Here is an 11154-nt window from a genome sequence, read left to right on the forward strand (position 1 = left end):
CCGTCATATTTCGCGGCGGAAAAGCGACACTCTTGCCAGAGCGGCAATCAGGACGAGCCGGCGGATGCCCGGCGCAGCGCGGTGCGGCGGCCGTCGACGCAGTCGCCGTGGCTGGCGCCGGCCAGGATGTTCTGGTAGCGCACTTCGTATTTGCCGGCCGCCAGCTTGTCGATGACGAGGCGCCCGCGCGGCTGGACGTAGGCGTGGCGCACGTTCGAGCCGCGGTCGAGGTCGTAGATCTTGACGAACACCGGCGAGGGATTGGCGCTGTTGTCGACCACCACCTGCATCTCGTCGCCCATATTGCCGACCGGGTAGCCCGTCAGGTAGCCGGACTGGACCGGCCACGGGTCGCCGTTCGGCGCGACCAGGCTCTGCAGGTCGGTATCGCAGTCGGGCGCCCGCGCCGGCACCACCAGCTGGGTCACGGCCAGGGCCTTGATGTCGGGCGCGCTGGCCTGCGGTTCGGCGCCGTAGGGAATGGCCCAGCTGTCGCGGGCCGGATTGGCGGCGTCGGCGCGCATGGCGGCGTTGGTCTTGGCGCCCCAGGCCAGCGCCGAGGGCAGCAGGTGCGAGGGCGGCGCCAGCAGCAGCGCGCAGGCGGCGCCGGCCACGAAGCAGACCGCCATGCCCAGCCACCAGCGCGGGTCGCGCAGCATGCGCGCGCGCGGCAGCGGCACCGGCCGCGCTTCCCAGTCGCGCCCGTGGCGCTCGCGGCCGTCCTCGCCGTGGGTGCTTTCCAGCCAGTCGATTTCCCATTCCTCGGCCGCGATCCACTCGTCGTGCTCCTTGCGGCGCACCGGGTCGGACAAGGTGTTGTAGGCGGTATTGACGATGGCCATGATGCGCGCGGCCTTCTCGTCGCCGGGATTCTTGTCGGGATGGTATTTCTGGCTCAGGGCCTTGTATGCCGCACGAATGACTTCCTGCGGCGCCTGGCGCGCTACCTTCAGGTTGTCATAGTGGGTGTGGATCTTGGCCATGGTTTTGCGGGCGTGGGGCGCCCCGTGCGCCCTTCACGTTGAACTTATGATAGCCGATCCTGCTTTTCGCGCAATTAATTATCAAGCCTACAATTTGTGGCTGCGGTCGGCGCGCGCGATCTCATCCGGCAAGGCGACGCCGCGGCCGACCGCCAGCACCTTGAACAGCTCGCCCATTTCGCTGGGCGAGACCAGCTTTTGCACGGCGCGCGCCTGCGGCAGGTAGCGCAGGGCGTCAAGCGGGTCGGTGCGCGTCAAGAGCTCGCCGATGCCGGCCGACAGCAGGAACTGGGCCTGGCTCATATAGGCCAGCACGTCGAGCCCGGCGTCCTGGGCCGCCAGCGCCATCGCGGTGAAATCGACGTGGGCCGTCACGTCCTGCAGGCCGGGCAGGAAAAAAGGCTCGGGATGGGCGTGGTGGCGGTAGTGGCACATCAGGGTGCCGGTGTCGCGCTGCGGGTGGTAGTACTCGTGCGCCGGGAAGCCGTAGTCGATCAGCAGCGCCGCGCCCCTGCCCTGCCCGAACAGCCTGGCGAGCGAGGCCATGAAGCCGCAGGCCACCGGGTGCACCTCGCTCAGGTAGCCGTCCGGCAGGGCGTCGGCATCCGGCACCTGGCGCGCGATGTGGTCCACCAGGGCCGCGTCCGGCGCGGCGTCGGTCCAGGCGAAGGCGCCGTCTTCCACGCTGACCATGCGGCGGCGCCAGCCCGGTTCGGTCTTGACCACCAGCTCGACCGGCATCGCGTCCAGCACCTCGTTGGCCAGCACCACGCCGCTGAAGTCTTCCGGCAGGGTGTCGGACCAGCGCACCATCGGGAAACCGGCCAGCAATTCCTGCTGGCGCGCGCGCAGCTCGCCGGACAGGTCGATGATGGTGTAAGTGGCAACTTCGACGCCCAGGTCGGCCAGTGCGGTCAGCACGTCGCGCGCCAGCTTGCCGGTGCCGGCGCCGAATTCGATGAGATGGGGCGCGCTTTGGGCGATAATAGCGGCTGCCACGCGCGCCAGGCTGGCGCCGAACAGCGGCGTGGTTTCGGGCGCGGTGGTGAAATCTCCTTCCGCGCCGAGCTTGGCCGCGCCGCCGCTGTAGTAGCCGAGGCGCGGCGCGTACAGCACCAGCTCCATGAAGCGCGAAAACGGGATGGCGCCGCCGTGGTGCGCGATGTCGGCGGCGATGTGCTGCTGCAGGGCTTGCGACGCGGCCAGCGCGTCCGGATCTGGTGCGGGGAGAGACATGGCGGCATTGTAGCAGCCGCCGATTGGCGAACTATGCAAGATATTGCATACAACATGAACAACACAGACAAAGCACAAGTGGCGCTGGTGACCGGCGGCGGCAAGCGCATCGGGCGCGCGATCGCGCTCGGGCTGGCGCGCGCTGGCTGGGACGTGGCGGTGCATTACCGCGCCTCGGAAGCGGAAGCGCTGGACACGGTCGAGGCGATCCACGCGCTGGGCCGGCGCGCCTGCGCGCTCAAGGCCGACCTCGCCGTCGAAGCCGAAGTGCGCGCCCTGCCCGCGCGCGCGGCGGCGGCGCTGGGCCATGTGGCCTGCGTGGTCAACAATGCCTCGCTGTTCGAATACGACAGCGCGACCACCTTCTCCCCGCAGCTGCTGGCGTCCCATATGCAGGCCAACCTGGCCGCGCCGCTGCTGCTGGCCCAGGCCCTGCATGCCGCGACGCCGGCCGGCCGCCAGGCCGTGGTCATCAACCTGCTCGACCAGAAGCTGTACAATCTCAACCCCGATTTCCTGTCGTACACCTTGTCCAAGGCCGCCTTGCACACCGCGACCACGATGCTGGCCCAGGCGCTCGCGCCGGCGGTGCGCGTGGTCGGCGTGGCGCCCGGCATCACGCTGGTGTCGGGCGAGCAGACCGCAGAAGGCTTCGCCAAGGCGCACCAGCTGACCCCGCTGCAACGCTCGTCGACGCCGGACGACATCGCCGATGCCGTCGTGTACGCCGCCACCGCGCGCGCCCTGACCGGCACCACCCTGCTGGTCGATGGCGGCCAGCACCTGATGCCGCTGGCGCGCGACGTGATGTTCCTGACTAACTAATCAAACCGATACCACTATGATGTCCGCCCTGTACCACCCGAGCCTGCTCGACTGCCGCCGGCTGTTCCTGCGCAACTACGAAGTCATGATCAACATCGGCGTGCACGACTTCGAAAAGAAGGGCGAGCAGCGGGTGCTGATCAATGTTGACCTGTACATTCCGCTGGCGCAATCGACGCCCAAGGCCGACCAGCTGTCGGAAGTGGTGGACTACGACTTCATGCGCGAGACCATCGCGCGCCGCATGGCCGAGGGCCACGTGCATCTGCAGGAAACCCTGTGCGACGACGTCGCCCGCTCGATGCTGTCGCACCCGCTGGTGCGCGCGGTGCGGGTGTCGACCATGAAGCCGGACGTCTATCCCGACTGCGAAGGCGTGGGCGTGGAAGTGTTCCAGATCAAGGACGCAGCATGAGCGCGGCGGCCATCTCCGAGGCGCCGAGCGCGAAGCAGCTCGACAAGATCGCGCACGAGAACAACAAGCTGCACAAGCGCCTTTGCCGCCAGGTGGGCCAGGCCATCGGCGACTTCAACATGATCGAGGACGGCGACAAGGTGATGGTCTGCCTGTCCGGCGGCAAGGACAGCTACGCCCTGCTCGACATCCTGATGACGCTGCGCGAGCGCGCGCCGATCCATTTCGACATCGTCGCCGTCAACCTCGACCAGAAGCAGCCCGGCTTCCCGGCCGAGATCCTGCCGGCCTACCTGGAAAAGCTCGGCATTCCCTTCCACATCGAGAACCAGGACACCTACAGCATCGTCAAGCGCCTGATCCCGGAAGGCAAGACCACCTGCTCGCTGTGCTCGCGCCTGCGCCGCGGCATCCTGTACCGCGTGGCCGATGAGCTCGGTTGCAACAAGATCGCGCTGGGCCACCACCGCGACGACATCCTCGAAACCTTCTTCCTGAACATGTTCTTCGGCGGGAAGCTGAAGGGCATGCCGGCCAAGCTGGTGTCGGATGATGGCAAGCACATCGTGATCCGGCCGATGGCCTATGTGAAGGAAGCGGACACCGAGCGCTACGCCGAGGTCAAGCAGTTCCCGATCATCCCGTGCGACCTGTGCGGCTCGCAGGAAAACCTGCAGCGCAAGCAGATCAAGAACCTGATGCGCGAGTGGGAGAAGAAGCATCCGGGGCGGGTGGAGAACATCTTCTCCTCGCTGTCGACGGTGGTGCCGTCGCACCTGATGGACCGCTCGCTGTTCGGCTTCACGGGCCTGCAGGCGACCGGCGTGGCCGATCCGGCGGGCGATATCGCCTTCGACGAGGAGCCGTGCTCGACGCCGGAGACAAATACCATTTCGCTGCAGCGCTTGAGTTAACCATGACCGTCGTTCCCGCGGAAGCGGGAACCCCATTTTCGACGCGCACCGCGGCAATCTGACGAAGTGGCCGGCACACGAAATGGGATTCCCGCCTGCGCGGGAATGACGGTTTACAGCTAACACTTAACGCAAGCAACGCTGCCCCCCCAAAAAAAAGACCAGGCACGCAGCCTGGTCTTTTTGCTTTTACCCTTCGAACTTAGAAGGTGTAAGCGCCGGTCACGCCGATGGTGCGGAACTGCGGCGACCAGCCGTCACGCCAGGTGATCGGACCACCCTCTTTCAGGATGTTGTTGATGTACAGGCTCAGGCTGACGTGCTTGATGCCACGGTAGGCCAGGTTGTAGTCCAGGGTGTGGCGCGGCTTGACGCGGTCGCAGGTCGCAAACCATTCCGCCGCGACTTTCTGCGTGGTGCAGTAGGTCGGCGACGAGATGCTGTTGGTGCTGTAACCGCTCAGGTAGTTCAGGGTCATGCCGTTGTCCCAGTCGCCCTTCTTCCACGAGCCACGGATCTTCACGCGCAGCTTCGAACCGAAGTCGTAGGTGCCCGACTGGTCGGCGGTGTAGGCGCCGTCCGCCTGGCTGAAGGTCTGGTATTTCAGCGTGTAGTTGCCTTCCAGGCGCAGGCGCAGGTCGCCCCACTCTTTCAGGTTGAAGCGGGTCGAAGCGTCGAAGTCGAAGCCCGAGACCTTGGTCTTGTTGCTGTTGACGTAAGGGTTGTACACCAGGCCCAGCTTGCCGACGCCGCCGTAGTTGACGGTGTTGTTCGGCACGTATTTCTTGACCAGGGCCAGGAACTCGTTGTCGACCGCGCTGTTGTCCGTACGGATCAGCTGGCCAGCCGGCAGCGAGGCTTCGCCTTTCAGGATGTCGGTCACCGAACGGGTGCCGATTTCGTCCTTGCGCTCGATGCGGTAGTAGTCGAGCGCGAACGTGGTGTTCTTGATCGGCTCGAACACGGCGCCCAGGGTCAGCGAGGTCGAGGTTTCCGGCTTCAGGCCCGGGTTCGACGCGACGAAGCTCGGCAGCGAGCTGGAGCAGTCGGCGTTGCGGTAGCCGTTGGCCAGCGCCTTGTCGCTGGCGGTGACGCCCGGCGCGTTCTGCACCAGGTTGTTCAGCGTGGTGGCGATCGGGCAGCGACGCAGGTCGTTGACGCCGTTGGCCACCGAGCTGCGGCCCAGGCCGTTACCGGATTCGACGATGTTCGGCGCGCGGAAGCCGCCCGCCGCGGTAGCGCGCAACAGCAGGCTGTCGAGCACGTTGTAGCGCAGGCCCAGCTTCGGCGACAGGTGGGCTTTCGCGTTGTCGCTCTTGTCGGCGCGCAGCGCGACGCTCGCTTCCAGCTTCTTCACCACCGGGATGGTCGCTTCCGAGAACAGCGCGTAATGGCTGACGGTGTCGTTCACCTGCAGGCCGAAGATGCCGACCAGGTCGCCACGCAGCACGTTGTCCGAGCTCTTCATGTCGTAGTGTTCGCGGCGGATGTCGGTACCGAACGCGACGTTCAGCGGACCGGCCGGCAGCTTGGCCACTTCACCGGAAATGGTGCCGTCGATGAAAGCGATGCGCGCATTGCCGATGGTGGTACGGACCGGGAACATGGTGTTCAGCAGGGCCGGATCGTTGGTCTGGTTGAACTTGTAGGTGCCGTTGGTGATCGCGTCGCTATAGCCCTTCATGCTGGTGGCGCGAGTGGCCTTGACGGCCTTCGAGTCCATGAAGCCGGCGGCCGATTTCCAGTCCCAGTCGCCGAGCTGGCCGGTCAGGGCCAGCATCACGCGCGACTGGCTCGAGTTCGTGCTGTTGAAGTTGAACCCGTTACCGGTGTCCATCAGGCGCGCACGCAGTTCGACCGGGGTCGAGTACGGGTTGTACGGATGGCCCACCGGGAGTTTCGGGTAGAAGAACGGTCCGACCATCTTGCCGTCGAACACGTTGTACCAGGTGCTGCTGGACGTGGTGGACGGCGTGGTCATCGGCGCCACGATGTAATCGTTGATGGCGCCGGCGGCAGTGATTTCGAAGTTGGCGTCGATCGACTGGCCGATGCGGAAGTGGGTGTTGCTGACCGCTGCCCAACGCTTGTTGTTGGTGGTGATGCCGGCATACGGGTACTGGTCGAATTTGCACTGCTTGTCGGCCGGGTCGATGTTGGCTGCCGGGCAGCCCGGCGCGGCGACGATGTTGGTGCTGCTCAGGAAGTAGTTACCGGTCGGCGAGTAGGCGCTCAGCGCGTCGTAGGTCGAACGGCCCGGGGTCAGGCGGTGCCAGTCCGGGTAGAGGCTGGCCAGGTCGCCCTGGCTGTAGCCGTCGCGCTTGTAGCCTTCGATGCTCAGGTAGGTGTTGAAGCCGTCGCGGTCGACGTCACCGTAGCCGAACAGGCCCGAGGCGTTGCGGTTGCGGTAGTCGCTGAAGCCGTCGGCCGTGTTGTAATTGGCCTTCAGGCGCGCGCCGACGAATTCCTTGCGCAGGATGATGTTGACCACGCCGGCAACCGCGTCCGAACCGTAGATTGCCGAGGCGCCGTCCTTCAGGATCTCGATGCGCTCGATGGCGTCCGAAGCGATGGCGTCGAGGTTGGTGAAGTTCTCTTGCGCGCCGTCGGACAGGCCGTACTGGGCGATGCGGCGGCCGTTGACCAGCACCAGGGTCGAGACCTTGCCGAGCTGGCGCATGTCGACGCCGGACGAACCGGTCGCGAAGCTGCCCGAGCTGGCGGTGGCCGAGTTGATGCCGGTGTAGGTCGCAACCGAGGTACGCAGGATTTCCAGCGCGGTGGTGGCGCCGGTGCGGTCGATGTCGTCACGGGTCATCACTTGCACCGAGCCGGCGGCTTCGATGTCGGTACGCTTGATGCTCGAACCGGTGATTTCGACGCGCTGGATCTTGGCATCCGGGTCGATCTGGAGTTGGGCCACCGCGGCATTCGAGAATGCCAGGCTCAGTGCCGCGGCGAGCGCGGTCTTGTTCAATTTATTGTATTGCAAGGTTCTCTCTCCCTTTGCTTGGAATTATTGACTACGTAAATTGATCAACTTTACGGAAATTTACGCCCGTACATACTAATTGATATCTGCCAAGATTTAAGTAGTTTTTAATGATTGTTTTCTATTAACCACAAATCTTTGGAAAACTGATTCTTAGGGGAAAATGGGCTTGCCTTTTGTAAAAAACTACTGTAGCTGCGCGGCAGCCACTCTAGGGGCCGCCCGATTTCTGCGGCAGGCACGGCTGGGAAAACGATTTCGCCAGCCACGCTCAAGGAAAAGGCGCATACTCCAAATCGCCGATGCATAAGTGCGAGGTGCTCCCCATGCGCCGTGACCAAACCACTGCTCCGCAGATGTTCTATCGACATCGCTTGCCGGTGCGAGTGATGCACTGGATCAACGTAATCTGCTTCTTCATCATGCTGATGAGCGGGCTCGGCATCTTCAACGCGCACCCGCACCTGTACTGGGGGCGCGAATCCGATTTCGACGCGCCGCTGCTGTCGATCACGGCGGTGGACGGGGCGGACGGCATGCCCCACGGCGTCACCCAGGTCGGCGAACACGAATTTGCGACCGATGGCGTCCTTGGCGCCTCGCGCGTCGGCGGCCGGAAGATGGAACGCGCGTTCCCGGCCTGGGCCACGATTCCCGGCCCGCAGTACCTGGCGACGGCGCGCAACTGGCACCTGTTCTTCGCCTGGGTGTTCGTCATCAACGGCATCGCCTACATCGGCTACACGATCGGGAGCGGTCACCTGCGGCGCGACCTGGTGCCGACCAGGCCCGAGCTGCGCGGCATCGGTACGTCGCTGCGCGAGCACCTGCTGCTGCGCCATCCCGGCGGCGAGTCGGCGCGCCGCTACAACGTGCTGCAGAACCTGACCTACCTGCTGGTGATCTTCGTGCTGCTGCCGCTGATCGTGGTGGCCGGGCTGGCGATGTCGCCGCACATGGATGCGCTGTTCGGCGTGGGCTGGGTGGACTGGCTGGGTGGCCGGCAGTCGGCGCGCACGCTGCATTTCATCGCGGCGTTCAGCCTGCTCGCCTTCGTGCTGGTCCATGTGTTCGAGGTGATCGTCACGGGCCTCTGGAACAACCTGCGTTCGATGGTGACCGGGAAGTACCGGCTGCCGGCCGACCGCCACGAGGCCGGATCATGAGCATCGGCCGCCGCGCTTTTCTCCTTGCCGGCGCCGGCTTGCTGGGCGGCTGCGACCGCCTGTCCGACAGCGCCTCGTTCACCGCGATGCTGCGCCAGGCGCAGTTCCTCAGCCGCTGGGCCCAGAACCACGTGACCGGAGCCGGCGCGCTGGCGCAGGAATTCGGCGAGGACGAAGTCAGCGGCGAATTCCGCAGCAACGGCACCAGCATGCCCGACAGCGCGATCTACCGCGGCCTGGTGGCGAACGGCTTTCACGACTGGTTGCTGCAGGTGGACGGCGCGGTGCGCCAGCCCTTGCAGCTGAATCTCGCGCAGCTGAAGATGCTGCCGCCGCGCACCCAGGTCACGCGCCACGACTGCGTGGAAGGCTGGAGCGTGATCGGCAAGTGGACCGGCGTGCAGCTGGCGCGCGTGCTGAACCTGGCCGGGCCGCTGCCCCGCGCCCGCTTCGTCGTGTTCCACTGCGCCGATCCGATGGACGGTTCGGACCAGACCGCGCCGCTGTCGACCTACTACGAAAGCATCGACCTGGCCGAGGCCTACCATCCGCAAACCATCCTCGCCTACGGGTTGAACGACGCGCCGCTGCCGGTCGCCAACGGGGCGCCGCTGCGCCTGCGGGTCGAGCGCCAGCTGGGCTACAAGCAGGCCAAGTACCTGATGCGCATCGAGCTGGTGGATCGCCTCGACGGCATCCGCGGCGGCAAGGGCGGCTACTGGGAAGACCTCGGCTACGAGTGGTATGCCGGCATCTGAGCATTATCCTTGTGATAACATCCGTGCCATCTTGTCACGGTAAGGATGAGCATGACCACCAAGTTGATGCGCGCGCTGCCGCTGGCCGCCGCCCTGCTGGCCCCTGCCTGGGCGCTGGCCGAACCGAGCGCGATCTACATCGTCCGCCATGCGGAGAAAGGGCTTGAAAGCAAAGACCCGGACCTGACCGCGACCGGCCGCCAGCGCGCCCTGAATCTCGCCACCATGCTGCGCAAGGCCGGCATCAGCCACGTGTTCAGCACGCCGACCGCGCGCACCCGCCAAACCGCCGAGCCGGTGGCCGTCGACAGCCACGTGGCATTGGCCGCTTACGACCCGCGCAATCCGCAGGCGCTGGTGGACCAGGTGCGCGCGCTCGACGGCGCGGTGCTGGTGGTCGGCCATTCGAATACCGTGCCGGACCTGGTGCGCCTGTTCGGCGGCGCCGAGGCCGACAAGGAAATTCCGGACAGTGAATACAGCCGCCTGTACCAACTGACGCCCGGGCCGGACGGCCAGATGCGCACGGTCAGGCTGACGTCCCTGCCGTAAGCATGGGTAAGCGATCCGCAGTCGTTGTTGACGCGCAACCTTTAGTTCACAGAAGCATGCAACTCGGGTAGATTTGTGAAAAATCCGTTAACGCGAATAGACAAATTGACAAATGGACCTGTCCCAGCAGCGCTTTGACCGACTCGTCAACCTCACCTACGACACGCTGGACAACAAGCAGGCGTGGAGCGCCCTGATCGCGTGCCTGAACGAGGCGCTGGACACCCGCGCCGTGCACCTGCTCGCCTTCGACAAGGCGCAGGGCGCGCTGTCGTACAGCGAGGGCGCGGACATGGCGGCGCAGATCGACATGGACTACATCCGCCGCTACCAGTACATCGATCCGCGCGTGCAGAGGATGCACGCGCAGGGCGAAAACGAGTGGATGCACTGCCACGAGCATTTCGACGAGGCCTTCGTCGCCAACGATCCCTTCTACCAGGAGTTCCTGCTGCCGAACGACGCGCGCTACCTGTCCGCGTTCAAGCTGGTGGCGAACGACGACGCGTCGGTGCTGATGGCCCTGCTGCGGCGGCCAAAGGACGGCCCGCTGCCGCGCGAGGCGATCGACTTCCTCGACCGCCTGCGGCCGCACCTGACGCGCGCCTGCCGCATCGGCATGCGGCATTTCGTGTATTCGACCCAGGCGCTGGTCGGCCATGCGCTGGTCGACAAGATGAACCAGCCGGTGCTGCTGATCACGCCGGAGGGCAAGGTCGCGCACCAGAACGCCGCCGCGCGCCGGCTGCTGGAATCAAGCAAGCTGCTGCGGGTGGTGGACGGGCACCTGAAGCTGCCCGAGCCCTACCAGCGCGCCTTTTACGACCGCTGCGCCGAACTCGAAGACGAGGTGCGCTTTGCCGGCGCGCCGGGCTGCGACCCGGGCTACAGCGCGCTGCACCTGGCGAGCGAGCCGGGCGCGCCGGCGGACAGCATGTACGGCTTCTTCACCACGCTGCTGCCGGAACAGGTGATGAGCAGCTTCGGCATCCGCCCGCTGGTGATCCTGTTCCTGTACCATCCGCAGTCGGCCGAACACGTGGACAGCACGCTGCTGTCGGCCGCGTTCGGACTGTCGCAGGCCGAATGCCGGGTCGCGCTGCTGCTGGCCGACGGCATGCCGCTCAAGTCCATCGCCGATACGCTCGGCGTGCAGTACGACACCGTGCGCAAACAGCTGGCGTCGATCTACCAGAAGACCGCCACCAACCGCCAGCCGGAACTGGTGCGCCTGCTGCTGCGCCTGCCCTCGGCGCCGCTGCCGCCGGCGGTCCAGCCCATCGCGCTGCCGGGCCGGCGCGCCTGAGAAAATA

At 65.6% G+C, this 11154-nt stretch carries 10 protein-coding genes; 7 read left to right on the forward strand and 3 right to left on the reverse strand.

Annotated elements, in window-relative coordinates; genetic code table 11:
* Positions 1-47: 47 nt before the first annotated feature.
* Together NX778_RS12000 and NX778_RS12005 are read right to left on the reverse strand one after the other, a co-directional pair.
* A complete protein-coding gene (locus NX778_RS12000) occupies positions 48-983 on the reverse strand; it encodes a J domain-containing protein (RefSeq protein ID WP_258811973.1) in 936 nt (311 codons plus the stop codon).
* 87 nt (positions 984-1070) lie between these two features.
* Positions 1071-2219: a class I SAM-dependent methyltransferase gene (locus NX778_RS12005; RefSeq protein ID WP_258811974.1), complete on the reverse strand. Its 1149-nt coding sequence runs from the start codon at positions 2217-2219 to the stop codon at positions 1071-1073.
* Positions 2220-2273: 54 nt separating this feature from the next.
* Here NX778_RS12005 and NX778_RS12010 point away from each other — a divergent pair, with 54 nt between their 5' ends.
* Genes NX778_RS12010 through ttcA form a run of 3 tightly spaced genes read left to right on the forward strand, consistent with a single transcriptional unit; the run spans position 2274 to position 4373 of the window.
* A complete protein-coding gene (locus tag NX778_RS12010) occupies positions 2274-3044 on the forward strand; it encodes an SDR family oxidoreductase (RefSeq protein ID WP_258811975.1) in 771 nt (256 codons plus the stop codon).
* 16 nt (positions 3045-3060) lie between these two features.
* On the forward strand, positions 3061-3459 hold the full coding sequence (locus NX778_RS12015; protein ID WP_258811976.1) for a dihydroneopterin aldolase: 399 nt from the start codon (positions 3061-3063) through the stop codon (positions 3457-3459).
* Positions 3456-4373 (forward strand): tRNA 2-thiocytidine(32) synthetase TtcA, encoded by a 918-nt coding sequence (gene ttcA, locus NX778_RS12020; RefSeq protein ID WP_258811977.1) that lies wholly within the window; start codon positions 3456-3458, stop codon positions 4371-4373. The genes NX778_RS12015 and ttcA overlap by 4 nt, the downstream gene beginning before the upstream one ends.
* 202 nt (positions 4374-4575) lie before the next feature.
* On the opposite strand, the gene NX778_RS12025 is transcribed toward ttcA, so the two are convergent.
* The gene (locus NX778_RS12025; RefSeq protein WP_258811978.1) at positions 4576-7365 is read right to left on the reverse strand and encodes a TonB-dependent receptor plug domain-containing protein; all 2790 of its coding nucleotides are present in this window, start codon (positions 7363-7365) and stop codon (positions 4576-4578) included.
* A gap of 326 nt (positions 7366-7691) precedes the next feature.
* On the opposite strand from NX778_RS12025, the gene NX778_RS12030 reads away from it, so the two are divergent.
* The 4 genes from NX778_RS12030 (at position 7692) to NX778_RS12045 (ending at position 11147) form a co-directional block, all read left to right on the forward strand.
* Positions 7692-8531, forward strand: coding sequence for a cytochrome b/b6 domain-containing protein (locus NX778_RS12030; protein ID WP_258811979.1), 840 nt, complete (start codon positions 7692-7694; stop codon positions 8529-8531).
* On the forward strand, positions 8528-9289 hold the full coding sequence (locus tag NX778_RS12035; protein ID WP_258811980.1) for a molybdopterin-binding protein: 762 nt from the start codon (positions 8528-8530) through the stop codon (positions 9287-9289). The genes NX778_RS12030 and NX778_RS12035 overlap by 4 nt, the downstream gene beginning before the upstream one ends.
* A 51-nt stretch (positions 9290-9340) precedes the next feature.
* The gene (locus NX778_RS12040) at positions 9341-9841 is read left to right on the forward strand and encodes a SixA phosphatase family protein (RefSeq protein ID WP_258811981.1); all 501 of its coding nucleotides are present in this window, start codon (positions 9341-9343) and stop codon (positions 9839-9841) included.
* A gap of 112 nt (positions 9842-9953) precedes the next feature.
* Positions 9954-11147, forward strand: coding sequence for a helix-turn-helix transcriptional regulator (locus NX778_RS12045; protein WP_258811982.1), 1194 nt, complete (start codon positions 9954-9956; stop codon positions 11145-11147).
* Positions 11148-11154 lie beyond the last annotated feature (7 nt).

Origin of the sequence: Massilia terrae, assembly GCF_024753145.1 — a bacterium.
Lineage (GTDB): Bacteria > Pseudomonadota > Gammaproteobacteria > Burkholderiales > Burkholderiaceae_D > Telluria > Telluria terrae.

Excerpts from the sequence above, each read along its gene's own strand:
- NX778_RS12040 (WP_258811981.1), top strand. The coding sequence starts at position 9,341 with ATGACCACCAAGTTGATGCGCGCGCTGCCGCTGGCCGCCGCCCTGCTG.
- NX778_RS12015 (WP_258811976.1), top strand. The coding sequence starts at position 3,061 with ATGATGTCCGCCCTGTACCACCCGAGCCTGCTCGACTGCCGCCGGCTG.
- ttcA (WP_258811977.1), top strand. The coding sequence starts at position 3,456 with ATGAGCGCGGCGGCCATCTCCGAGGCGCCGAGCGCGAAGCAGCTCGAC.
- NX778_RS12030 (WP_258811979.1), top strand. The coding sequence starts at position 7,692 with ATGCGCCGTGACCAAACCACTGCTCCGCAGATGTTCTATCGACATCGC.
- NX778_RS12005 (WP_258811974.1), bottom strand. The coding sequence starts at position 2,219 with ATGTCTCTCCCCGCACCAGATCCGGACGCGCTGGCCGCGTCGCAAGCC.
- NX778_RS12035 (WP_258811980.1), top strand. The coding sequence starts at position 8,528 with ATGAGCATCGGCCGCCGCGCTTTTCTCCTTGCCGGCGCCGGCTTGCTG.
- NX778_RS12000 (WP_258811973.1), bottom strand. The coding sequence starts at position 983 with ATGGCCAAGATCCACACCCACTATGACAACCTGAAGGTAGCGCGCCAG.
- NX778_RS12045 (WP_258811982.1), top strand. The coding sequence starts at position 9,954 with ATGGACCTGTCCCAGCAGCGCTTTGACCGACTCGTCAACCTCACCTAC.
- NX778_RS12010 (WP_258811975.1), top strand. The coding sequence starts at position 2,274 with ATGAACAACACAGACAAAGCACAAGTGGCGCTGGTGACCGGCGGCGGC.